At 33.7% G+C, this 25,870-nt stretch carries 23 protein-coding genes and 1 tRNA gene; 12 read left to right on the top strand and 12 right to left on the bottom strand.

All coding sequences use genetic code 11. The features are described from left to right. The first annotated feature begins 112 nt into the window (after positions 1-112). Positions 113-1,615 carry an exopolyphosphatase gene (ppx, locus tag KGI96_RS02740; protein ID WP_211597446.1) on the top strand — a complete coding sequence of 501 codons (1,503 nt, stop codon included), beginning with the start codon at positions 113-115 and terminating at the stop codon, positions 1,613-1,615. 9 nt (positions 1,616-1,624) lie between these two features. Here the strand turns inward: ppx and ybeY are convergent, their stop codons facing one another. From ybeY to speFL, 4 genes are all read right to left on the bottom strand, one after another. Continuing rightward, on the bottom strand, positions 1,625-2,107 hold the full coding sequence (gene ybeY, locus KGI96_RS02745) for an rRNA maturation RNase YbeY (protein ID WP_211597447.1): 483 nt from the start codon (positions 2,105-2,107) through the stop codon (positions 1,625-1,627). 195 nt (positions 2,108-2,302) lie between these two features. Continuing rightward, positions 2,303-3,616 (bottom strand): putrescine-ornithine antiporter, encoded by a 1,314-nt coding sequence (potE, locus tag KGI96_RS02750; RefSeq protein WP_211597448.1) that lies wholly within the window; start codon positions 3,614-3,616, stop codon positions 2,303-2,305. Positions 3,617-3,679: 63 nt separating this feature from the next. After that, positions 3,680-5,839: an ornithine decarboxylase SpeF gene (gene speF / locus KGI96_RS02755; RefSeq protein WP_211597449.1), complete on the bottom strand. Its 2,160-nt coding sequence runs from the start codon at positions 5,837-5,839 to the stop codon at positions 3,680-3,682. Between the two features lie 236 nt (positions 5,840-6,075). Then, complete coding sequence (speFL, locus tag KGI96_RS11200; protein WP_267873279.1) at positions 6,076-6,237, bottom strand: leader peptide SpeFL; 162 nt, start codon at positions 6,235-6,237, stop codon at positions 6,076-6,078. Between the two features lie 365 nt (positions 6,238-6,602). Between speFL and paeA the strand changes: the two genes are divergently transcribed. Further along, on the top strand, positions 6,603-7,895 hold the full coding sequence (gene paeA / locus KGI96_RS02765) for a polyamine export protein PaeA (RefSeq protein ID WP_211597450.1): 1,293 nt from the start codon (positions 6,603-6,605) through the stop codon (positions 7,893-7,895). A gap of 19 nt (positions 7,896-7,914) precedes the next feature. Further along, on the top strand, positions 7,915-8,805 hold the full coding sequence (locus tag KGI96_RS02770; protein ID WP_211597451.1) for a DMT family transporter: 891 nt from the start codon (positions 7,915-7,917) through the stop codon (positions 8,803-8,805). A gap of 85 nt (positions 8,806-8,890) precedes the next feature. On the opposite strand, the gene KGI96_RS02775 is transcribed toward KGI96_RS02770, so the two are convergent. The 7 genes from KGI96_RS02775 to KGI96_RS02805 all read right to left on the bottom strand — a co-directional run bounded on the left by KGI96_RS02775 (position 8,891) and on the right by KGI96_RS02805 (position 15,212). After that, a complete protein-coding gene (locus tag KGI96_RS02775; protein ID WP_211597452.1) occupies positions 8,891-9,856 on the bottom strand; it encodes an arsenic resistance protein in 966 nt (321 codons plus the stop codon). Between the two features lie 81 nt (positions 9,857-9,937). Continuing rightward, on the bottom strand, positions 9,938-10,246 hold the full coding sequence (locus KGI96_RS02780; protein WP_211597453.1) for a DsrE family protein: 309 nt from the start codon (positions 10,244-10,246) through the stop codon (positions 9,938-9,940). Between the two features lie 84 nt (positions 10,247-10,330). Then, positions 10,331-10,519 (bottom strand): YgaP family membrane protein, encoded by a 189-nt coding sequence (locus KGI96_RS02785; protein WP_211597454.1) that lies wholly within the window; start codon positions 10,517-10,519, stop codon positions 10,331-10,333. Positions 10,520-10,528: 9 nt separating this feature from the next. After that, positions 10,529-11,848 (bottom strand): DUF1302 family protein, encoded by a 1,320-nt coding sequence (locus KGI96_RS02790; protein ID WP_211597455.1) that lies wholly within the window; start codon positions 11,846-11,848, stop codon positions 10,529-10,531. Positions 11,849-11,850: 2 nt separating this feature from the next. Beyond that, complete coding sequence (locus KGI96_RS02795) at positions 11,851-12,645, bottom strand: outer membrane lipoprotein-sorting protein (RefSeq protein ID WP_211597456.1); 795 nt, start codon at positions 12,643-12,645, stop codon at positions 11,851-11,853. 10 nt (positions 12,646-12,655) lie between these two features. Next, on the bottom strand, positions 12,656-13,750 hold the full coding sequence (locus KGI96_RS02800) for an MMPL family transporter (protein ID WP_211597457.1): 1,095 nt from the start codon (positions 13,748-13,750) through the stop codon (positions 12,656-12,658). Continuing rightward, positions 13,737-15,212, bottom strand: coding sequence for an efflux RND transporter permease subunit (locus KGI96_RS02805; protein WP_213156542.1), 1,476 nt, complete (start codon positions 15,210-15,212; stop codon positions 13,737-13,739). Before KGI96_RS02805 ends, KGI96_RS02800 begins: the two co-directional genes overlap by 14 nt. Before the next feature lie 262 nt (positions 15,213-15,474). Here KGI96_RS02805 and KGI96_RS02810 point away from each other — a divergent pair, with 262 nt between their 5' ends. From KGI96_RS02810 to KGI96_RS02850, 9 genes are all read left to right on the top strand, one after another. Then, positions 15,475-16,710, top strand: coding sequence for a saccharopine dehydrogenase family protein (locus KGI96_RS02810; RefSeq protein WP_211597459.1), 1,236 nt, complete (start codon positions 15,475-15,477; stop codon positions 16,708-16,710). Between the two features lie 110 nt (positions 16,711-16,820). Next, positions 16,821-18,026 carry a type III secretion system chaperone family protein gene (locus tag KGI96_RS02815; protein WP_211597460.1) on the top strand — a complete coding sequence of 402 codons (1,206 nt, stop codon included), beginning with the start codon at positions 16,821-16,823 and terminating at the stop codon, positions 18,024-18,026. A 1-nt stretch (position 18,027) separates the two neighbouring features. Further along, on the top strand, positions 18,028-19,113 hold the full coding sequence (locus KGI96_RS02820; RefSeq protein WP_211597461.1) for a serine protease: 1,086 nt from the start codon (positions 18,028-18,030) through the stop codon (positions 19,111-19,113). 193 nt (positions 19,114-19,306) lie between these two features. Further along, positions 19,307-19,383: transfer RNA gene (locus tag KGI96_RS02825), tRNA-Val, on the top strand. A gap of 134 nt (positions 19,384-19,517) precedes the next feature. Next, entirely contained in the window at positions 19,518-20,507 is a 990-nt protein-coding gene (gene pheS / locus KGI96_RS02830) for a phenylalanine--tRNA ligase subunit alpha (protein ID WP_211597462.1), read from the top strand. A gap of 20 nt (positions 20,508-20,527) precedes the next feature. After that, complete coding sequence (pheT, locus tag KGI96_RS02835; protein WP_211597463.1) at positions 20,528-22,915, top strand: phenylalanine--tRNA ligase subunit beta; 2,388 nt, start codon at positions 20,528-20,530, stop codon at positions 22,913-22,915. A gap of 18 nt (positions 22,916-22,933) precedes the next feature. After that, positions 22,934-23,224, top strand: a complete 291-nt coding sequence (locus KGI96_RS02840) for an integration host factor subunit alpha (protein WP_211597464.1) — start codon at positions 22,934-22,936, stop codon at positions 23,222-23,224. Positions 23,225-23,295: 71 nt separating this feature from the next. Next, entirely contained in the window at positions 23,296-23,724 is a 429-nt protein-coding gene (locus KGI96_RS02845) for a C40 family peptidase (protein ID WP_211597465.1), read from the top strand. 180 nt (positions 23,725-23,904) lie between these two features. Then, a complete protein-coding gene (locus KGI96_RS02850) occupies positions 23,905-24,336 on the top strand; it encodes a SoxR reducing system RseC family protein (RefSeq protein ID WP_211597466.1) in 432 nt (143 codons plus the stop codon). Here KGI96_RS02850 and lysC read toward each other — a convergent pair. Beyond that, positions 24,333-25,676 (bottom strand): lysine-sensitive aspartokinase 3, encoded by a 1,344-nt coding sequence (gene lysC / locus KGI96_RS02855; RefSeq protein WP_211597467.1) that lies wholly within the window; start codon positions 25,674-25,676, stop codon positions 24,333-24,335. The two genes, KGI96_RS02850 and lysC, sit on opposite strands and share 4 nt — an antisense overlap. Between the last annotated feature and the right edge of the window lie 194 nt (positions 25,677-25,870).

Genomic DNA, 25,870 nt, shown 5'->3' on the forward strand with positions numbered 1-25,870 from the left:
TTTTATTAAGGTTGATTAAAATGGGCATTATAAGGTATTTGTAAATTTTTTGAAGAATCTTACCGCTTATTGTATTAGAATATAACGGAATGACAGAAAAAGGGACAAAAATATGCAATCAACATCAACGCCTCGTGAATTTGCCGCAATCGATCTTGGCTCAAATAGTTTTCATATGATTATTGCCAGAGTAGTCAATGGTTCAATTCAAATTCTTTCTCGTATTAAGCGACAAGTACGCTTAGCAGAGGGGTTAAATGAAGAGCGTATATTAAGTGATGAAGCCATTCAACGAGGAGTCGAATGTTTAGCATTATTTGCTGACCGTTTACAAGGCTTTGATCCTCAAAATGTAAAGGTGATTGGGACTTATACTTTACGTCGAGCGGTAAATAATACCGAATTTTTACGTCGAGCAGCAACCGTTTTTCCTTATCCTATTAATATTATTTCAGGGCAAGAAGAAGCGACGTTAATTTATTTAGGTGCAAGTCATACTCAGCCAGAAACAGGCAGAAAACTGATTATTGATATTGGTGGTGGCTCAACGGAAATGTGTATTGGAGATAATTTCTTACCTATTCGAGCAGAAAGCCGTCATATGGGGTGTGTCAGTTTTGCACAACGTTTTTTCCCTCAAGGGGAGTTAAATTCAGAGTGTTTTGAACAGGCTTATCAGCTTGCTATTGAAAAAATTGAAGATTTAGAAACGGATTATCGTACTTTAGGTTGGAAACACGTTTTAGGCTCATCAGGAACAATTAAAACGGTGAGTTGTGTATTAAGAGCAAATGGCTATAAAGATGGGTTTATTACTCAAGAACGATTACAGCATTTGATTGAAAAATGCCTCACTTTTACTTCATTAAATGATATTCAACTAAAAGGATTACTTAAAGAACGTGCCGATGTTTTTGTACCTGGATTAGCAATTTTAAAAGCCCTATTTAATACTTTTCAAATTGAATCAATGCGATATTCGGATGGTGCAGTACGAGAAGGGATAATGTACAGTTTAGATGAATACGCTCAAGTTTCTGATATTCGACAACGTACTGCAGATTCATTAGCTTTACAATTTAATATTGATTTACAGCAAGCCTTAAGAGTAGAAGAGTGTGCGATACAACTCTTTAATCAAGTGCCTTTTTGGGAAAAACATTTTTTAAGAACAGAATTCTTAGATATATTGAAATGGGCGAGCCAGCTACACGAAGTAGGCATCACCATTAATCATAACAAATTTAATCATCATTCTAGTTATATTCTAAGTCATATTAATTTACCTGGTTTTGATTATGAGCAACAGCAATTACTTGCAACCCTCGTTCGTTACCATATTCAAGATATTAAGCTGAATTATATTCATAGTAGCTATCGTTACAAAAAGCGTAATATTATTACCTTATTGCGTATATTCCGCTTAGCAACCTTGTTAAGTCGCTCTCGTCAAGCAAGCGTGATACCTCAATACATTAAATTAAATATCAAAGAAAATGATTGGTATTTGGAATTTGAGCCAGATTACCTCGCTCAAAACCTGCTTGTTACGGCAGATTTAAGAGCTGAACAAAAAGAGCTACAAGCGGTAGGATTTAAGTTAGAATTTGCATAAAATTTAAGATTATGCCTTTTCACAAAGGTAGGGATCAGCAAATCCCATTGATTGCATAATGTTAGCTTCGAGGCTTTCCATTTCTTCGGATTCGGCATCTACAATATGATCGTAGCCAAGCAAATGCAAAGTGCCGTGAACTGTTAAATGTGCCCAGTGAGACTCTAACGCAATCTGTTGTTCTTTCGCCTCTCTTTCTACAACTTGACGACAAATCACCAAATCTCCAAGCAAAGGCAATTCAATCCCTTCTGGCATTTCAAAAGGAAATGACAGCACATTGGTGGATTTATCCTTACCTCGATACGTTAAATTTAAGTGATGGCTTTCCGTTTCATCAACAAGACGAATGGTGATTTCTGTATCCGCAAAATCTTCTGTTTGAGCTTCCAAAATAAGAGCTTGTTGCACCCAATAAGTAAATTTCTCTAAAGAGGGCAGATCAGACTGATCTTCGGTTACAATTTGTAAATCAATAATTGGTGTATTCATTATTTTTAGTTTAAGTGATGATATGGTTCGTTTTATTTAACGTAGATACAGGGCATGCTCTGTATTCACAGTTATAGTTTATTTGTGTTATAGCAAAATCAAGCGGTAGGATTTTCGCATTTTTTTGCAAAAAGTGAAAGTAATCTTACCGCTTGAATTATTTTTCTTCCTTAAAAAAGGAATGTAATGCTCTTTTTATTTTTCAGTTTTCATATCAAATTTATAAGATACGAAACCATATAATGTCCAACCAATAAATGTAGCAATTGAACCATATAACATAGGTTGTTCGCCTGCTGCATATAAAGCATATAAACTATATAAGGAACCAATAAATGCAACAAATGTTGTTATTTTTGCCTTATTCTCTGGTACTCTTTCCACTTTTTGCAAGACCATCAATGCTGCCATTGATAATAAGTAAGGAATAATATTAGTAACAACCGCTAAATCAACCAAAACATTAAATTGTTTATTTAGTGATGGACTAATTGTCATCAATGTTAAGCAACTTTGAATTGCTGTAATGGTGACCATACCCACAATTGGTGCATTTTTACTAGTAACTTTTTTAAAGAATGCTGGAAAATAGCCTTCTTCAGCTGAACTTTTAAATACTTGTGCGATAGTGAATTGCCAGCCCAATAGTGAACCGAAGCAAGACATTACCATTAGTCCCATAACAATCTTACCCATATTTTCATCAAACATATGAGCAAAAGCCAAACCAAACGGAGCGGTTGATTTTGCGAGATCTAAGTTCGGTACGATACCTGCAATGACGTTTGTTGAGACAATATAAATAACCGCGGCTCCTAACGTTCCACCTAATACGGCAATGGGAACATTTTTTTCAGGATTTTCTACAACATCAGTGTTTGCACAAGCAGATTCTAATCCTAAGAATGCCCATAATGTCATAGAGATTGAAACACCGATGGCTTCAAAAGTTGGTACATTATGAGGATTCCAAGAACTAATATAAAGATCTGGATCGAACCATTTCCAACCAATAATACAGATCCCAACAACAGGGATAATTACGCCCCAAATTGTAAATGAGCTAATATTTCCTGTGATTCTTGCACCACCAAAGTTAAGCGATGTTGCTAACCAAAGTGTAATGGTTGTCCATATTGCAATAGAGATTGGCGATAGTGTAACTCCAAAAAGTTCAGAGCCGTAACCCACCGCAGAAATTGCGATTGCGGTATTTGCAATGACAAGTGATACACCATAGGTGTAGTTTGCCATAAAATTACCCGCTTTACCGAAAGAATATTCAGCATATCCACCCATTCCACCTGATTTCTTGCTAAACATTCCACATTGAGCAAACGCATAAGCGAGAGCTGTTGAGCCAACGGCTGTTACGAGCCAAGAAACGATAGAGATAGTGCCTATTTCTGCGAGTTTGGTTGGAAGCATAATGATTCCTGAACCCATCATATTTACCATTGTGATAATAGTAAGCTGAACTACGCCAATTTTATTATTATTTGTAGCCATAATTTTTTCCTCTTAGTTTTATGGAAAGGCAGATTTCCCACCTTTCCATTAGATTTAAATATATTATTTGGTTAAAACGTAGCCATAGGCACGAGTGCGACCATCAGGATCTTTTTGTAGATAAACACCTTGAATTTCAGGTGCAAATCCAGGCAATTTATTGATCCCGTCTTCTAACGCAAGGAAATATTGTTGAGCTGTTTCATTCCATTGCTCACCCGGTACAACACAAATTACACCTGGAGGATAAGGTAATGCTCCTTCAACAGCGACACGACCAACAATTTCAGTTAATGGAACAAGCTCAACATTGTTACGGATCAGCTCAATATTGGCATCTTTTGGATTCATTACATATTGAGGTAACGTTGCTTTGCGGAATAAATTACGTTGTAAGGTTTTCACATTTCTTTCGACGTAGAGATTGTGCATCTCTTGGCAAAGTTGGCGGATTGTGTAACCTTTATATCGTTCGCAATTATTTGCATAAACAGTTGGTAATACCTCTTTCAATAATGAGTTTTGTTTGATATGCTTCTCAAACAGTGCGATTTGGGCGACTAAGGTCTGCATTTTTGTTAAAGTTTCAGCAGGCGTTAACAAAAATAGTATGGAGTTCAAGTCGCATTTTTCTGGAATAATGCCATTTTCTCGCAAATAGTTCGCAAGAATTGTGGCTGGAATACCAAATTCTTCATATTCTCCAGTTTCAATATCAATTCCAGGTGTGGTTAGCATAAATTTGCAAGGATCAACGAAGTATTGATTTTCGGTATAACCTTCGAATTTATGCCACGAGTCGTTAGCGTGGAATTTGAAAAATTCAAGATCTTGGGCAATTTCATCGGTATTATAATCTTGCCATCTTTTACCTTTAACATAAGGTGGAATAAATGGTTTAATCAATTCACAAGAATTTAAGATTAATTTACGTGCTTCAATACCTGTTTTTACGCAATCTAACCATAGTTTACGACCAGCAGGACTTCCTTGAATTTTTGCGTTCACATCTAACGTTGCAAATAAAGGATAGAATGGGCTAGTTGATGCATGTAACATAAAGGCATTATTGAATCGTTTATGATTACAATAGCGAGTTTGACCTTTAATGTGTTTATCTTTTTTATGGATTTGTGAGGCTTGTGAGAAACCAGCTTGTTGTTTATGAACAGATTGGGTAACGATAATACCTGGATCATTTTCATTTAATTCTAATAGTAAAGGCGAGCAGTCTTTCATCATTGGAATAAATTGTTCATAACCCACCCAAGCAGAGTCAAATAAAATATAATCACAAAGATGCCCAATTTTATCCACGACCTGACGTGCGTTATAAATTGTACCGTCATAAGTGCCTAATTGAATAACCGCTAGGCGGAACGGACGAGCTTGTTCTAGTTTTTCAGGTGCTACTTCTTTAACTAAGGATTTTAAGTAGTCTTCCTCAAAGCAGTGGCTATCAATTCCACCAATAAAACCAAATGGATTACGGGCAGTTTCTAAATAAATAGGTGTTGCTCCTGCTTGAACTAATGCACCGTGATGAATAGATTTATGGTTATTTCTATCAAATAACACTAAATCGCCTGGAGAGAGTAGAGCATTTGTAACTACTTTATTTGCCGAAGATGTGCCGTTTAACACGAAATAGGTTTTATCTGCGTTAAACATTTGAGCAGCGTGAACTTGGGCATCACAAGCTGCACCTTCGTGAATTAATAAATCGCCGAGTTTAACGTCCGCATTACAAATATCGGAACGGAAAATATTTTCGCCATAAAAATCATATAAGAAACGACCAGCAGGGTGTTTTCTAAAATATTGTCCGCCTTGATGTCCTGGGCAGTCAAATGCAGAGTTCCCCATTTCAACATACTCACTTAACATTTTGAAGAATGGCGGAAGCATTTTTTCTTCATATAAGTGAGCCGCAGTTTCAATTTGGCGACTGTATAAATTGATATCGTAGTTATTCAAATCTTGAATATGGTAAACTTTATCAAAATACTTGGGATTTAATATTTTTCCTGCTTCAATTACAGCAAAGACAGGTATATTAAATTCAGTTGCTTGAATACGATCAATAAACTGTTCAATATCATCAGTACTTAATACAATGGCACCAATATCAGTGAAATCAGTTCTTTCAATTAAGATCAATTCTCTCTTAGTATTAAAGTAAGGTTGAATTGATGGACTATATGCAATTTTTAAAGATAACATCATTAACTCCTTAATTTTATTTCAAATTTTAAAGTATAAAAATCATCTCATCTTTTTTTAAAGACGAGATACTCCAACCAACAGTATTCAGCTGACAACAAATTTATTCGTAAGAATAAAAACGAGCCGTACACGGTCAGTAAAGAATTTAGTTGATATAAAGATCTAATTATTCTTAATGTGATATTTAGAATAATAGAGACAGAAAACAGCTAATTTATCTAAAAATAGATAAATCAACATAAGAGATTCAGATGTGTGATATACGATGATTGAAAACAATAATATGAGAAACAAGAACGATATGCTGGCATCATAATATGCCGAGTTCTTCGAATATGAGCCATTATACTTCTTCCTTTATCAGGGCAATATTCTAATTTGTAGTCTATTAACATAATACACCTCAATTATTTGATTCAGGTATAAAAAATAAAGTTTTCTTTTAATTCCGGAGGGATTATGCTGTTAAAGAAAAGAAAAGAAAAGAAAAGAAAAGAAAAGAAAAGAAAAGAAAAGAAAATTTGTGATTTAGATCACAAATTCTCCTTGTTTATTGATAATAAAATGTTAACAATAATTTTTTTATAACAAAAAAATAACAACCTAGAGTGTTATTAATATAAATCATCACTCCCGTGCATAACGAAATATTTTTATTTAGTTATGCACGGGAGTGATCTAAAATTACCACCTCAATTGAAAATTTGCTAAAATAGGGATCTCAAAATATTAAAAAGATTTTATTTAGGAGTGAAAAATAATGAATTTATTTGAAGCTATTCTAATTTTAATTACATTAATTTTAATTAGTGCAATAGTGTCATCATCAGAAATTGCGTTGGCAGCAGCAAGGAAGCTAAAACTACAAAAACTTGCGGATAATGGAAATAAAAAAGCGTTACAAATATTAAAATTGCAAGAACGTTCAGGACAATTTATTACGGTTGTACAAATTTGTTTAAATATGATAGCAATTTTAGCAGGTATCATTGGTGAAAGTGCGATTAGTCCATATTTATATAAGGTATTTAAGTCATATTATCATATTAGTGGTGTTGAAAATATTAGCTCTTGGTTATCTTTTGTTATAGTAACTTTTGTTTTTGTATTATTTGCTGATCTAATTCCTAAACGTGTTGCAATTATTTATCCTGAAAAAGTTGCACTTTTCACGGTTAGAATAGTAGTATTTTTCATTATCATCTTTAAACCAGTAGTATGGTTGTTCGATTATATGGCAAATAGTATCTTTCGTTTATTTAAAATATCTACTATTCGTGACGATAATATGACATCTGAAGATCTTTTTGCTGTTGTTGATGCGAGTGCAAAAGCAGGGTTATTGAAAGATCAAGAACATCATTTAATTGAAAATATTTTGGATATGCAAGAACGTACTGTCACTTCAGCAATGACTACACGTGAAAATATTATCTTTTTAAATCGTTCTTTTGGTCGAGAAGAAGTGTTAGCAACCATTAAAGCAAATTCACATTCCAAGTTATTAGTTTGTAATGATAGAGGAATTGATAAAATTTTAGGCTATGTAGAGAGTCATCATTTATTAACCTTATATTTACAAGAGCAATCTGTTAAATTAACAGATCAACGAGTATTACGAAATGTATTATTTATTCCTGATACTTTATCATTATATGAAGTTCTGGAGCAGTTTAAACTGTCTGGTGAAGATTTTGCTGTTGTTGTGAATGAATATGCAATAGTTGTGGGGATTGTTACGCTTAATGATGTAATGAGTATTGTAATGGGAGAGCTTGTTTCCAATGAAGAGGAACAAATTATTCAACGTGATGAAAAATCTTGGCTGATTGATGGCGAAACTCCATTAGAGGATGTAATGAGGGCATTAGATATTGAATATTTTCCAGATACTGAAAATTATGAAACTATTGGCGGATTTATGATGTATATGTTACGTAAAATTCCGAAAAAAACAGATTTTGTATTGTGGGATAACTATAAATTTGAAATTATGGATACCGATAATTTTAAAGTTGATCAGTTGCTTGTTTCAATTAAAAAAGAGGATTAATTACGATAGGATACATTGAATGAATAATCATTTTATTCCAATTTTATATGTTAGCTTAATGGGATTTATTTTTCCCATTATGCGGTTTATGAGCCTCCATTTTGATACGATCAATAATAATGCAGTACGATTTTTATCAGGAGGCTTAGTCCTTACTTTTATTATTCTATTTAAATTTAGAACCGAAATAAGAAAAATCATAAGTGATCCTACCTTAATCATAAAATTACTCATTTTGGGTATTTTTATGGTTGGGAATATGTATTTTTTTATTAATGGATTACAACAAACCTCTGCGGTAACAGGAAGCCTTTTTGGTATTTTAGCAATGCCTTTAGCTATTTTAATGGCAGCACTTTTTTTTGAAGATGAGCGAACTCGCTGTAAACAAAAACGTTTCTATTTAGGGGCAATAATCACTTTTTTAGGCTCTTTTATTTTTATCTTTTTTGCAAAACAACCAAATATAGAACAGAACTTTTTAATGGGAAGTTTGTTTCTTGGCATTTCTATTTTTATTCAATCCATTCAGAATATCTTTGTTAAAACCATTTCTAAACAATTACACAGTGTGGTAATCAGTGCTTCAACAGCCAGTATCGCAGGGCTTATTTATTTACTTATAGCAATTCAGACCCAAAAAATCACACAACTACAAACGGTTGAATGGTCGCTACTGATTGGGTTAAGTTGTGCAGGGATTTATGGCATATTGGTCGGAATGTTTATGTCTTTTTATATAATGTCTACACAAGGCGTTGTGATTTTTAATGTTATTCGTCTTACCGTTCCTATTTCTACTGCGATAACAAGTTATTTTATACTTGGAGAAACAATTAATATTTATCAAGTGATTGGGGCTGCGGTGGTAATTTTGGGTAGTGTTATTGTATTAAAAACAAAAAATTAGCTAAGTGAACCTTAATTATAAGCGGGTACATTTAGACAAAAAATTGCAAAAAGTTTGAATAATGTAACCGCTATAATTTGAAGTTTTAGACTTTCTGTCCAAATATTCTATCACTCAATTTTACATACCACGCCGCAGCTTGTACTTGAATGATATATGCCATTGCGATAACAATAGAAATTTCTGCACCTGATTCTCCAAATACGGTCATTGCAATAGCCAGTGCGATCGATAAATTTCGCATTACTGTGCCATAAACGACGGCAATGGCATCTTCTCGATTAAAAAACACCTTAGCCACAATGGTACTTAACGCGAAATTAATAACATATAAAATAATGATAGGCGTTAAATAACTGATAAGTACAGTAGGCTCTGCGGTTATGGATTTGGCTTTTAGTGCCATTGCCACAAATACAATACCTAATACCCCTAATGTTGAAAACATCGGAACTTTGGGTTTAATATTTTTTTGATAGTGTTCTTGACCAAATTTTTTTACTAAATATTTACGAGTAACCAGTCCCATAAACATAGGTAAGAAAACCACAAACATAATGGACGTAAACACTTGTTGTACAGGAATTTCAATACTTTTTCCCATTAACCATTTGGCATATAAAGGTGTTGCAATAGAGCCTAAAATAAGTCCAAATACGGTCATTTGGATTGCTGCATTGATATTACCTTTGGCAAACCCTGTCCAAGAAATGGTCATTCCACTGGTAGGGAGTAGGGCAACAAATAAAATGCCTAATCGAATTAAAGGTTGTTCAGGAAAGAATAGTTTTCCTAAAAAGAAGGCAATAAAAGGGATAACGGCAAAATTTAAAAATTGTGCCACAATCTGTGCTTTTAATCCTTTAGGTGATAAAACTGCTTCAAGTTTTAAGTTAATCATCATTGGATAAACCATTAAAAAAGTTAATGGGACAATGGTGATTTTTAAAAAACGCATATCAAAAATAGACCCACTGCTAATTCCCAAAATCATTACGATTGGAATTGCCCAAACTAAATTTTTTTGAATAACTGCTAATATTTTCCACATAATAAAAATTACAATCCTTAGTTAAAACATAAAATGCCACTTAGACAGTGGCATTAAAATAATGTTAATCTAAACTTTTCATTAGCTAATTTGTAATGAACCTTTAGCATTCATAATAAGATCAGCAACTTCATCACCATCAATAATACCAAAACGAGGATCGATTTGTTCTGGAATGATATTGTTATGAACCATACAAGCCTTACAAACTAAGATTTTTCCACCGTTTTGAATAAAACTTTCCTGCAATGTTTTCAATCCACTAAAAGGGGCACCGATATCAATATTATCAACCTTTCCTGGAATAGCGAGACTTACCGCATCAACCATTAAAAGAATGGTTGCAGAATAGCCTTTTTCTAATACTTTATTTGCCAGTGTAAAAGCCACAGTGGGTTTATTCGGGTTGGTTTCATTTTCAAAAATAGTCCCAACATAATCTTAACATTTAGTCATTTTTTTCTCCTTTTTAAATTAATCTTTTAATCCTAGTTTACGCAGAATATCTGCCATTAAGCACCATTTTGTAAATCCTGATTGAAATAGGTTCGCTCCAACAAAAAAAGTGAATGCGAACCACCAAGGATTAACATAATAGCCCAAGGCAACACTTAGCATAATAAAGCTACCTGCGATAATGTGTAACATATCATTTACTTTCATTTTTTTCTCCTAAAAGTTATATTTTAAACGTGTATAGATATTAGAATTCTCTTTAAACTGTCCCCATTGGGTATGTTTATTTTTACCACCAAAAAGATTTGCCCCTATTTCATAAAACCAATGATCATTTTGGCGATAACTGATCTTAGGTTTAATATAGAAATCTTTTTCGTCAGGCGAATAAAAGGCAAAGAGTGACATATTGAGTTTTTGTTGCATTGCTTGCCAATTCAAACGCAATGTTAACGTTTGATGCCATTTATCAATAAGCAAATCAGGATTAAAAGCACTCTGTTTCGCTTTTTCATAATTTTGCATTTTTTGTACTAAATATTGTCCACTTAATGTGACATTTTGCACTAATTCGTGTTCATAACCAACTAAAAAATTAATTTGGTCATTGGGAATAAAAGGATTATCTCCCGTTTTTTCCTCTAAAAAGTTCCAATGCGAGATTTCAGCATTTGCAATACCGCCCATTACAGAACCTCTAACACTTGCTCCAAAGGCATTGATTTTAGGAAATTTGTTTTTTCCAGTAATAGGATTAAAGGCGGTGGGTTGCGAGTATAATCCGTGATAGCCATATAACGCATACTCAACACCATTAAAACGTTTAGAAAGCCTTAATGCTAATGCACTATTAGATAAAGTATTTTTCGGATTTTCTGTTTTTACTCTTTGATTCGTGACCTTTCCTAACATAGGATTGTAATAAGAAAAACGTTCTCCACTAATATATTCATCGCCATTGAATACGGGTATCCACGCTAAATTAATATTTGCAAAATCATTAAACCAATTAAATTTCACAGCAGGATCAGATTTTTTTAGATAACTATCATCTCTACCTGAAAGCATTGATTGCCAATCTTTACTAAATAAGTCATTAATAAAAATGTAATCGCCTGTTCCCCAAGTTAATACTTGTTGTCCTAAGCGTACACTCATTTTGTCATTTAATTTAAAATCAACAAATAATTCTTTAAGATCTGCTTGTAAACTATGATCGTCAATATCATCAGCAATAAGATCTAATTTCGCAGATAAAAAATGCGAACCAAAGTAACGATTGGCGAAAATTTCACTGCGTATTTCAGCCAGACTTTTATCTCGATTGTTTGCAGTATGATTATGTGTAAATACACCATAATCCGCTTCAATAAAAGCCCCCATATTCCAATTACTTTTTGAAGTGTCGTCATCATTCCATTCTTCTAATTCTTTCTCAATGTCAGTGGTATTTAAACCACCGACATCTTGAGCGATTACTGTTGAAGAAACAGAGAGCAGACTACTTAATAATAATGCCCAATATGTTTTTTTCATTGTTACTTCCTTAACCATTGATTAGGTGGCATACGTAAAGCACCTTCGGTAAATACACTGTTTGGTAAATTCACGTTATATTTCACATTTCGCATTTGTGTAATGCTATAACTTTTATCATTCAGATTTTCCGCTTTAATTTGAGTTAAAGTTGGGAAACCATCCATATTTTTGATATTTGAACCTGTAATACGACGATATAATTTACCACTGTTATCATAATATTTTGCTTCACGAGGAAGATAAGTATCTTTATCAATAGCGACGGTAAAATAGTTAAATTCCACACCTGTACGGGATTTTGGTACTGCTTTTAAAATCCATTGTTTATCTGTTTCTTTTTCAATGCTGTAACTATCTGCATTTACATCACGCCCTGAAATATCTTCATAAAAGAAAGTTGAACCTACAAAACTGGTGCGTTTATCTCCAGCTGCAATACGTTTGACTAAATCTAAAGCAGGTAAATATAACCAACGATCATCCTCTTTACCTGGGTGTTTATCTACTAAGAAAGTCGTTCTTGCGACATCTGATGGCTTAGTAAACACCACAAAATATTTTTGATCGCCACCTTTGGTGACATTTCTACGCAGGATATAAAATTGACGCATTTGCTTACGTCCTTGATTATCCACAATCATCATTCTTGCTTCTGTTTTTCCATCATTAGCGGGATAAACTGCAGCTAAATTTGATTTATGAATAATTTCGTTTGCTGAAATTGCCCAAGTTGATAAGCTCATTGTTAATCCAGTTATTACTAATGCTGTCTTTTTTACCATATTTGTTTTCATTGGTTTCTCCTTAATACGTTAAGTCACGTTTAAATAGTTTATTTTGTAGTGCATAGACCAAGGCTGGAATAATCACTAAGGTTGCTAAACAAGAAATTGCCATAATTGCTGCCATAAAAAATCCCACCGTTTGATAAGGTACTAATGGTGCAATCAATAATGGGGTAAATCCAAGTGCAATTACGATTGCATTACGAGCAATGGCACGGCTTGGTTCTTCAAAGACATCAATAATGCCTTGTTTCCAATCAAGTTTTAATTTATTTACTTCGTGTAAACGACTGCGTTCAATAAAGTGAATTGCAAAATCCACAGATAGCCCAAGTGTTAATGCAGATAATACCGCAACAGGCATATCATAATTTTTACCGACCCAACCAATAATGCCGTAAATCAGCATAATCGTGGTAGATAATGGGATCATCGCAATCACACCCCACACAACAGAGCGGAATAAGAACATTACCATTAGCATTGCCATTACAAAGGATGAAATTAAACTAATTAGCATTCCATTTACCATTGCATCTTGCCAAACCACATTGATATAGGTTAGTCCACTCCACTGCATTTCTAATCCTTTCGGTGTAGGGTTTTTGGCAAACCAGTTATTCATATAATCAACAACTTTACTCATATCTTGGTTATCACCCGATTTAAGTTGTAACCATATAACGGCTGATTGATAATCAGGCGTGACCATATGCCAAACTGAATTTGGACGATGTGAGCTTTGGTATGTCATAATAGCTTGAGCATTCGCATCAGCAGAGGTTGGTAATACAAAATCTTTATCTTCACCACCACGTAACTCACGATTTACGACTTTTAATAAGTCAGGTAATGCAGTACTTTTTCCTACTAAACCAGATTGCTGTAATGCCCCTTGAACTTTTTCTAAATAAGCCAAGTTTTCAGGTTGTAAGAAGACTTGTTGTGATTGATTTACTTTTGCTACAACACTTTGAAGTTGAGTCCAAAAAGGTTCTTCAACATCATCAGCACTAAATTGATATTCAATTAAACTGTCTTCAATCTTTGACCAGTTAAGCGGTTGCTTTTGGATCAAATTTTGCCATTTTTGTTTAACACTATCCAGGTGCATTTTTTAAGATAGGTTTAGTTAATGTACTGATATTCTCATCATTTTTTTGTGTATTACTAAAGCTAATATAAGCCTCGTAGGTTCCTGCAAAATGCGTATTCAACACTTTATCTGCTTGACGAATAGGGTGTGATTGATTAAACCAATTCATTGGATTATCATTGATCACGGTTTTACTAATTCCCCAACCACTTACGATCATCACAGCAACCATTAGTGATAAAATCAATTTACTATTACGCATTACCGCTTGTGGCATTTGGCGTAATACTCTAGCAGTTAATGATTGATCATCATCGTGACTGTGTAATCGAGTTGCCATTTTATCTAGGGTTTTATCCGATAAACTGACCATATACGCAGGAATTAATGTCATTGTTAAAATAAAGGCAAGAATAATCCCAAATCCAACAAAGCTACCAAACACACGTACTGGCGGAATATCTGCTGTATTTAGAGATAAAAAACCAATTAATGATGTTAATGAAGTAAATAGCATTGGACGGAATAGATCCGTTACACATTCTTCGGCAAGTACTTTTTTGTCTTTTCCTGCTCGATAATTATCACTAAAATCAGATAACACGTGAATGGAGTCCACCACGGCAATTGGCATTAAAAATATTGGAATCATCGATGACATAATATGTACTGAAAAGCCCATTCCAATCATTAATCCCATTGTGATAATCACTGTTGCCATTGCCAAAATCATTGGAGCAGCAACCAGAGCAGGGGAGCGGAAGAAAAATAGCATTAGCACAAAAATTAATGCTGCAGCAGCAGGTGCAGAAATTGCCATTTGCAAAAACATTTCTACCCCAAAGGTATCTTCTGCAACAGGTAAGCCTGTGATATAAAATTCATCGCCTTTTTTATCAAAACCAGCCACAATATCTTGAATTTGATTATAAAGTTGATAACTTTTATCTTTAGAGGTAATAGGAATAAATAGCCCTGCTGCTTTGTTGTCACCAGAAACTAAGGTATTTTGTAGCATAGGCAATCTATCGACCCATTGACGAATTTGATCGGCTTGAGCTTGTTCGCTCGGTGGCGTTTCCATTAGGTAGTGGAAAGAAATCGCCTTTGCGCCTTCTTTTTGAATTTGAGAGATATTGTCACTAACAGGTAAACTCATTACATCTTCCACGACAACACCATCTAATGTCATTACTGCATCAGAGAGTTTTTTAAGGTTACTTAAACTGTCAGGATTGTAAATACCATTACTGTCCTTATCATTAACCACACCAACAACTAGCATATCTGCCAAACCAAAACGTTGTTTTACTTCATCGTGTAAAATACGTGCAGGGTGAGAATGAGGAAGCATATTTTCAGGATCGGTGTCAACATTAATACGAAACATCATTAACAATGACAATAACGTAATTAATCCTGTAATCCAAAATACCTTTTTAGGGTGATTAATTGAAAATTGCAAAATTCTTTTCTTCATCAAAAACTCCAGTTCATTTAAATATAATATCATATTTTATTGATGTAAAAATAAAAGTCAAGCGGTATGATCTTTATAAAAATTTGCAAAAAGTAATGAAGATGTCACCGCTTAAAAGTAAATTCTGTTATAATCCGCAACTTGTTTTTTACTGAAATGACTTGATATTGACTTTTTAGGTTTTCAATATGTATCAAGTTTTACTTTAAGCCTTATATCTTAGGTTTTGCTACGCTAAGGTACTTCGGAGGAAAATGCTATAATGAAGAAAAATGTGTTAATTATTGGTGCGGGTGGGGTTGCTCAAGTTGTGGCACATAAATGTGCTCAACATAATGATATTTTAGGTAACATTGTTATTGCCTCTCGAACCTTATCAAAATGTCAAAAAATTGCTAAGAGTGTTGAGGAAAAAAAGAGTTTTAAACTTCCTGACACAATTCAATGCTACACCTTAGATGCCTTTGACATTGAACAAACTAAAGCCCTTATTGAAAAAACACAGTCGCAAATTGTGATTAATGTTGCTCAATCTTTTCAAAATATGCCTATTTTAGAAGCCTGTATTCAAACAGGTGTGGCGTATATTGATACTGCGGTTGCAGAAGATCAAGATAAAGTTTGCCCAACACCACCTTGGTATGCTCATTATGAATGGAAACGTTTAGAACGTTGTAAAGAAAACAAAATTACTGCTATTTTAGGTGCAGGTTTTGATCCCGGTGTCGTAAATGCTTATGCAGCTTATGGGGTGACAGAGTTTGATAGTGTAGAAAGTATTGATATTATTGATATTAATGCAGGTAATCACGGAAAATATTTTGCGACTAACTTTGATCCTGAAGTGAATTTTAGAGAATTTACGGGAGTAGTTTATTCTTGGCAAAATAGTCAATGGCAAACAAACCAAATGTTTGAAGTAAAACGTACTGATGATTTACCTGTTGTAGGCGTACAAAATTCTTACTTAACGGGACACGAAGAAGTGCATTCATTAGCAAAACATTTGGGGGTACCTAATATTCGTTTCTGGATGGGATTTGGCGATCATTATATTAACGTATTTAATGTATTAAAAAATTTAGGTTTATTGTCTGAAAAACCAGTTAAAACAGCCGAAGGCGTGGAAGTCGTTCCATTGAAAGTCGTTAAAGCAGTATTACCTGATCCACCAACTTTAGCTGAAAATTATACGGGTCATACTTGCATTGGCGATCTGATTAAAGGTAAAAAAGACGGTAAAGATAAAGAAATCTTTATTTATAATACAGCAAGCCATAAAGAAGCCTATGAAGAAGTGGGCAGTCAAGGTATCTCTTATACTGCAGGCGTTCCAGCTGTGGCAGCAGCACTGTTAGTTGCTACAGGAGAGTGGGATTGTTTGGAAATGCGTAATGTAGAACAACTTGATCCTAAACCTTATATAAATTTATTAAATAAAATTGGTTTGCCAAATCGTATTAAAGATGAAAATGGGGATCGTGAATTAGTGTTTTAATTTGCAAAAAATAAAGTAAAAATAACCGCTATAAGCGGTTATTTTTTTATATAAATTTACAAAAATTATGCTATATTTTCAATTAATATATTTAACTATTCAGAGGTGATATGTTTCCAAGGTTTGAAAATCCTTTAAAGGATTATGGTTATAGAGAATGTGAACTTCTTTATTCGGAATACTCAGAAGCAACCGAAGCTTATGAGCAAAAGGAATATAAGGCGGTAATATATCATCTTTTAAAATTTATTAACAATAATGTAGCTGGTACATTAAGACTGAATAATAAAGATATTGATATAGAAATTAAACATTCTTGTATGTTGCTGAATATAAAAGTAAATAACAATGAATTTAAGGTTAAAGCCCCATTTCTGAGAATAACAGAGCAAACAAATGTGATTGCGTTATTAAGAAAAATTAGTGAATTAAATTTTAGTTCTTTGATGTTGCCTCAACTTATTTTAGAAGATGATTTACTTTATTTTTCTTATTCTTGCCCATTAGAACTTTGCGAATCTTCTAAAATATTAACGGTAATAAGAGAAATTTGTTATCAAGGGGATTACTATGCTCCAAAGTTAAAAGAAAATTATAAAGTTGATTATTTTGTCAATCCGAGTAAAAGAGATTTAACAACAAGTGAGAAAGATAAAGTATTCACATCGATTAAAAAAATATTAGATGATTATGATAAATGTATGGCATTTTTTGAAAAAGAACGCCTATCAGAATATCACTGGGATATTGTAACAATTACCTTGTTGAAATTTGAAAATATGCCTTATCTCAATGGTGTTTTAAGATCAGATTTACTTGATATTACCAGTTTAATGTATTCTGATAATCATATTGAATTTAAAGTAGATCAAGGAATGGCGTTTATTAAAGAGTTAAAAGAAAAAAGGACTCAGGAATTTTTAGAAAGTATGTATTATCAACATATTTTCTATACAAGATTAAAGAATATTAACCAAGAAACCCTAAAAGAAGAGCTAGAAAGAAATAAAGAACGATTTGAAAAATCTAAAAAAGAAGGGCGATATTTTGCTTTAACTTATGATATTTATGAGCGACTTTTAAAAATTATTTATGAATATAATATTGATGATAAAACCAGAGAGATGATTTATAAGGGATTAAATCAAATTAAAAGAAATACCGACTTTGAAGATGCATCTATAACGTTATACAACTTATACAATGAGTTAGTAAAAGGTAAGCAATATAAAAAAATGAGTATTTGGGGTTATCTTCAAATAATCGCTCTTCTTTATTTTATTACTCAAATTTTAATACCGCTGATAGGAAGATAATATGCTAAAGAATATAGAAAAATCAGTTTTTAAAATAATTACAGCAGATGGTGTAGGAAGTGGTTTTAAAATACAGGGGTATGATTTTATTATCACAAATTTTCACGTAATTGAAGGCTGTATAGAAGTTGCAGTAGAAACGTCAACACAAGATAAATATTTGGGTAAAGTCGTGATGGCTAATCCTGAACTAGATATTGCTTTTGTTTATGCTTCTGAGTTAAAAGATGAAAAAAGTTGTATTATTTTAGATAAACATATTGAAGTCCAAACAACACAAAAGATATATATTTGTAGTTTTCCTTTTGGAATGCCGTTTACGATTACAGAAGGGATTGTTTCAAACCCAAAACAACTTATTTCAAATAGATATATTTTACAAACAGATGCAGCAGTAAACCCCGGTAATTCTGGTGGTGCTATGGTAAATGAGGATGGCGTGTTATTAGCCGTAACAGCGTCTAAATTTACGAATGCGGATAATGTAGGGTTTGGAATTCGTCATATTGATCTCATTAAAGAGCTTGAAGATTATCAAGTTGATTATGATATTTATAAAGTAAAATGTCATTCTTGTGATAATTATATTTCACAAAAAATAAGTTTTTGTGATAGCTGTGGTAACGAAATTAAAAAATCAGCATTTGAAAAGTCTGACTTGTCGAGTTTGGCTATTTTTATTGAAGAGAGTTTGAAATTGTTAGATATCAATCCTGTTTTATGTAGAGAGGGGCGGGATTATTGGTCCTTTTATCAAGGACGAGCTTTAATCAGAATATTTGATAGTAATAGTGATTATCTTATTGCGACATCTCCACTTAATGAATTACCTAAATCTAATCTTAAAGATTTATTGTATTTTATAAATACAAATCAAGTTTCTCCTTTTTATTTAGGAATAAAAGACAATAAAATATATTTATCATATCGAATTCATTTATCGGATATGTTTAGTTCACAAAAAGAAAATATTCAGAATAATTTAAAAGATTTTATCTTAAAAGTAGATGAGCTAGATGATTTTTTTCATACGAAGTTTAATTGTAATTTTGCTATTGAAAGCAAAAATATGAATACATTGATGTAATATTTAAAGAAGATAAGCCAAGAATTCATACGTAGATAAAATATACCCGAAAATATGATTATATTTAGCCACTTAATCCCAGTCAAAGATAGTGTGACGGTAAATTATAATAAGTATTAAAAAAGTTTTTATAAAAAATTGCATTATTTCATTTTTATGTTAGAATTGTACGCGTTTTAAAACAATTCTTAATGCGACCATAGCTCAGTTGGTTAGAGCACCACCTTGACATGGTGGGGGTCGGTGATTCGAGTTCACTTGGTCGCACCATTCTATAAAATCTCCTTTGTTATCTTTATCATCTTTTCTTTGCCTATTTTACATTTACTTTATGCGTTAAAAGTATTATCATTTCAAGCATTTATGTTATTTTAATATTTTAAAAGCAAATTAAGAGGGTAGGGATGCAAAACCTAGAAAAAATTGTAGAACAAGCGTTACAAGCGGTTGGATCTGCACAAGATGTTACAAGTCTTGAAAGTATTAGAGTCGAGTATTTTGGTAAGAAAGGGCATTTTACGTCGTTAATGCAAGGATTACGTGATGTGTCGCCAGAAGAACGTCCAAAAGTAGGGCAAAAAATCAATGAAGCGAAGCAACAAGCACAGACGGCATTGAATACGAAAAAAGAAACATTAGAAACCGAAGCATTAAATGCAAAATTATTGAGTGAAAGTATTGATGTAAGCTTACCGGGTCGTAAAACAGAACTTGGAGGTTTGCACCCTGTTTCTATCACGATTGATCGTGTAACTAAATTCTTTGCGGATTTAGGTTTTTCTGTGGAAAATGGCCCTGAAATTGAATCAGATTATTATAATTTTGATGCATTAAATATTCCTAAACACCACCCAGCACGAGCCGATCACGATACATTTTGGTTTGATGCACAACGCTTATTAAGAACGCAAACATCAGGTGTGCAAATTCGCTCAATGGAACAAACTCAGCCACCAATTCGTATTATTGCACCAGGTCGTGTGTATCGTAACGATTACGATCAAACGCATACGCCAATGTTCCATCAAATTGAATTATTATTTGTGGATAAAAAAGCGAATTTTACTGAATTAAAAGGCTTATTACATAGTTTCTTGCGTGCCTTCTTTGAAGAAGATTTAGAAGTGCGTTTTCGTCCCTCTTTCTTCCCATTCACAGAGCCTTCGGCAGAAGTGGATGTTATGGGTAAAAATGGTAAATGGTTAGAAGTGTTAGGTTGTGGAATGGTTCATCCTAATGTGTTGAAAAATGTAGGTATCGATCCGAATGAATACTCAGGCTTTGCTGTGGGTATGGGGGTTGAGCGTTTAGCAATGTTGCGTTATAACGTGACCGATTTACGTGCATTCTTTGAGAATGACTTACGTTTTTTAAAACAATTTGACTATAAATAAGACAGGATGAGGAAAGAATAATGAAATTTAATGAATCTTGGTTGCGTGAGTGGGTAAATCCAGCGATTACAACGGAACAATTATGCGATCAAATCACAATGCTTGGCTTGGAAGTGGACGGCGTTGAAGCAGTTGCAGATACCTTTTCAGGTGTTGTTGTAGGCGAAGTGGTTGAATGCGGTCAGCACCCAAATGCAGATAAATTACGTGTAACCAAAGTAAATGTCGGTGGCGAGCGTTTATTAGACATCGTTTGTGGTGCACCAAACTGCCGTTTAGGTTTAAAAGTGGCCTGTGCCGTTGATGGTGCAGTTTTACCAGGTAATTTTAAAATTAAGAAAACCAAATTACGTGGTGAACCGTCTGAGGGAATGCTTTGTTCATTCACTGAATTAGGTATTAAAGTTGAGCAAGATGGTATTATTGAATTGCCAGCAGACGCACCTATAGGTAAAGATTTCCGTGAATATTTAGATTTAGAAGATAGCATTGTTGAAATCAGCTTAACGCCAAACCGTGCGGATTGTTTAAGCATTTCAGGGATCGCTCGTGAAGTGGCGGTTGCAAATCAATTAGAAATGATTGCACCAATATTTGAACCTGTTTCAGCGACTATTTCAGATAAAGTTGCCGTAGAAATTCATAATCCAGAAGCTTGCCCACGTTATTTATCTCGTGTGGTTAAAAATGTGAACGTAAACGCACAATCGCCACTTTGGTTACAGGAGAAATTACGCCGTTGTGGTATGCGTTCAATTGATCCTGTGGTTGATGTCACAAACTTCGTATTACTTGAATTAGGTCAGCCAATGCACGCTTTTGATATGGCAAAAGTGAACGCACCAATTCAAGTACGTTTAGCAAAAGCAAATGAAAAGTTAGTGTTATTAGACGGTAATGAAGTTACATTAAAAGAAAATACCTTGCTAATTTGCGATCAAAATCAACCGCTTGCAATGGCGGGGATCTTCGGTGGTAAAGAGAGTGGCGTAAGTGATACAACAACAGATATTATTTTAGAGGCAGCATTCTTTGCACCATTAGCGATCGCAGGGCGTGCAAGACAATATGGTTTACATACCGATTCTTCACACCGTTTTGAGCGTGGTGTGGATTTTGAAAATACACGCAATGCAATGGAACGTGCAACCGCATTATTATTAGACATTTGTGGTGGTGAAGCAGGTGAAATTGTGGAAGCGAAAAGTGATGAGCATTTACCAAAAGCAAATCAGGTGACTTTACGTCGTGAAAAATTAGACGCATTATTAGGTCATCATATTGCTGATGAAACCGTCACTGATATTTTAACTCGTTTAGGTTTATCGCCAATTTTTGCAAATAATGAATGGAAAGTGACCGCTTGTAGCTGGCGTTTTGATATCGAAATTGAAGAAGATTTAATTGAGGAAGTGGCACGTATTTACGGTTACAACAGCATTCCAAACAATGCTCCATTAGCTCATTTAAATATGAATGAGCACCGTGAAGCGAATTTAGATTTAATGCGTGTCAAAATGGCATTAGTGGACAGCGATTACCAAGAAGCGATCACTTATAGCTTTGTCAATCCAAAAACACAGGCGTTATTGCACCCAAATCAAGAAGCAATAGTGTTGCCTAACCCAATTTCAGCGGATATGTCAGCAATGCGTTTATCCTTGTTAAGTGGTTTGTTAGAGGCGGTTGTTTATAACCAAAAACGTCAGCAAAGCCGAGTACGTTTATTTGAAACAGGCTTGCGTTTTGTACCTGATGAAAATGCAGAAATGGGTATTCGCCAAGAGCAAATGTTGGCAGCGGTTATTGTGGGCGCGAAACACAATGAACACTGGACGGGCAAATCGGATAATGTTGATTTCTTTGATTTAAAAGGCGATTTAGAGCGCGTACTTTCTTTAACAAATAAAGCGAAATCAGTACGTTTTGTGGCTAAAACTTATGACGCATTACATCCAGGTCAATCGGCAGCGATCTTAATTGATGAAAAAGAAGTGGGCTTTATCGGTACAGTACACCCAAAAGTTGCACAAAAATTAGATATTTCAGTTACAGCAGTAGTATTTGAAATTTTATGGTCAGCGATTGATGAGCGAGCAGTCACACAGGCAAAAGACATTTCTAAATTCCCAGCAAATAAACGTGATATTGCGATTGTGGTTGATTGTAATGTTGCCGTGGCAGATATTTTATCTACTTGCCAAAAAGCAGGTGGAGAAAAACTAATTGCAGTAAATCTTTTTGATGTTTATCAAGGTGAAAATATTGGTAGCGATAAGAAGAGCTTAGCAATTAGTCTAACGGTTCAAGATACTTCAAAAACCCTTGAAGAAGAAGAGATCAATGCTGTAATTAAAGCAGTGTTGAGTGAACTTGAACAATGTTTTGGTGCATATTTGAGAGATTAAGTTTGAGGAGCTTAAATTATGACATTAACTAAAATTGAAATGATAGAACATATTATTAAACAACTTGAATTAGATAAAAAAACAGCAAGAGAGTTTGTTGAACAGTTTTTTGAAGAAATTCGAATTGCTCTTGAAAAGGGAGATGAAGTGAAATTATCAGGATTTGGTAATTTCAGAGTACGTGAAAAGGAAGCAAGACCAGGTAGAAACCCAAGAACGAGAGAGCCTGTAGCAGTTTCTGCTCGAAGAGTGGTTACCTTTAAACCAAGTCAAAAGCTTAAAGATCGAATTGAAGAGGCTAACAAGTAAAAACGGTGCATTATTTTTATAGAATAACTTATATACGATTACTAAGTTTTTATAAACTTATTATATTAATAATGTTAAGTTTGTGTTTAGTTAGCTGTTCAGCAGACCCCAGCTTTTCAAATGAAATTTATATAGTCAATAAGCTTGTTAAACAGCATCGTATTTGGAAAGGGACACCTTATCGTTTAGGGGGAAATACTCCTCAGGGAGTGGATTGTTCAGGACTTACTACTGCTATTTTTAAAAATTCTTTTGGTATTCATTTACCAAGAACGACCAAATTACAAGCAAAAACGGGGGCTTATGTTCCTAAAAAATATTTGCAAGCGGGGGATTTGGTTTTTTTTAAGACAGGACGAGGACCTTTTGGAAATCACGTCGGTATTTATGTAAAAAATGGGCATTTTTTACATGCATCGTCTAAAAAAGGCGTGATATATTCAAATTTAAATTCGCCTTATTATAAAAGAGTATACTGGCAAGCCCGACGTTTACAGTAAAAAATATGAAGTAGATCACAAAATTAAACATTTTATATAGTTATTGTTTGAAAAAATCATTAAATTGTTTTAACTTAGTGGCTATATAAAAATAAGTGTTGTGCCCAACAACCTTTTCATAATTTGCTTTCCGAGTGCCCCTTGTTTTAGGGGCTTTTTTTATTTTTAGGACTATTTTTTATGCTTATTGAACAAGGCAAAGTACTAAGTTATCACAATGGTATAGCAAAGGTTGAATGTTATACTAAGAGTGGCTGTGGCAGTTGCGATGCAAAACAGGGTTGTGGTACACAATCACTATCTGAATTGACAGGAAGTAAAGTCGTTTCTTTATTAGATCTCGAAGTATTTGAAGAACTAAAACAGGGTGATATTATCAATGTAGGTTTGAAAGAAAGTTCTCTATTAGTCAGCGTTATGTGGTTGTATTGTATCCCATTAACAGTATTAATTGTATCAGCGGTAGGATTTTCACAACTTTTTGCAAATGAGCTTATTGTTGCATTATTAACTATTACGGCAACATTGCTGAGTTTTGGAGGAATAAAATGGCAGCTTTCTCAAAAGAAACATTTTAACCCCCAAATTATATTTTTAGGGAAAGTAAATTAGCATTCAAACAATGAGCAATGTAATCCTCTAACAATTTTATCTACTTCTTCATTATTGACTAAAATACAGATATTGTTGCTACTTGCACCATAACTAATTAAACGTATATTATCCTTTTCTAATGCTCCAAACAGTTGTTTTGCGAGTCCTTTTTCTGTATGAAGGTTATTACCAATAATAGTAACAAGAGCAAGGTTAGGTTCGATTTGTACATTGCAAGAAATACTTAACTCTTCAATAATTTGTGGAGATAAGGAGGTAGTGGAACCTATTTTATCTAGTGTTAATGCGATGCTAATTTCAGAGGTCGTTACCACATCAATAGAAAGTTGATGTTTAGCTAATATGCTAAAAATATTGGCTAAAAAACCTTTGGTATGGATCATTCCCAGACTAGATAAAGTCACCAATGTTTGATCACCGCGTAAAGCAATGGCTCTGAATATTGGACGAGGTTGTGGATTTGAAGTTATCCAAGTTCCACCTTGTTCAGGATTTTTACTTGATCCTACAAAAACAGGAATATTGCTACGAACAGCGGGTAATAGCGTTGCAGGATGGAGTACTTTTGCTCCAAATGTTGCCATTTCAGCCGCTTCATTAAAGCTAATAGTTTCGATACGTTTCGCATTAGGTACAACCCTTGGATCCATCGTATAGATACCAGAAACATCTGTCCAAATTAATACATCATTCGCATTTAATACTTCTGCTAATAATGCTGCGGAATAATCACTTCCACCACGTCCTAGCGTAGTGGTTTTTCCATTATCATCTCGCCCAATAAAACCTTGTGTAACAATAACTTTTCCACTATCAAGTAAAGGTTTTAGAATTTCATTCGCTTGTTGTTGTGTTTTTTTATTATTAGGTAGTGCTTTTCCATAGTTGTCATTTGTAGCAACAATATCACGAATATCAACCCAAATGGCATCAATATTTTTTTCTTTCAGTAATTGTGTGAAAATGGTGCTAGATAACATTTCTCCGTGGCTAATCAATTCATCACTTAATATACGAGAAGTTACTAATGTTGCTGATTCTGCAAGATTTGATATATGCTCTAATAGTAGTTCAATTTTATCTAAAATTTTATTTGGACATTGTAATTGATTGATGATACTAAATTGAATATCGCGTATATTATTTAAAATAGTTTTTAGACGATCTTCCTTACAACCATTTGCAAGTTCAACGAGATAGTCGGTAATTCCTGCAGAGGCAGAAAGTACGATAACGCGAGTATTTTTATCTGAAGTAATGATGTTAGCACAGGCAGACATTGCCTTAAAATTTGCAACACTGGTTCCGCCAAATTTGGCAACAGAGAGATGTGGCATAATAGTTTTAGTTCCCGTATTAAAAACCCCACATAAAATATATAGATGCAATCTTGTATATAAATTATGTCAAATAATAAATTTTTATTATAGAAAGTAGTAAAGTTAAGTTTTCATTTTATCATTTTAATAGTATGATTTCACCATTAAATATAGGATTAGTGAAAATATAATGATAGTTAAAAAACAAGCAG

Origin of the sequence: Phocoenobacter atlanticus subsp. cyclopteri (genome assembly GCF_018343795.1) — a bacterium.
In the GTDB taxonomy this organism is placed as follows: Bacteria; Pseudomonadota; Gammaproteobacteria; order Enterobacterales; family Pasteurellaceae; genus Phocoenobacter; species Phocoenobacter atlanticus.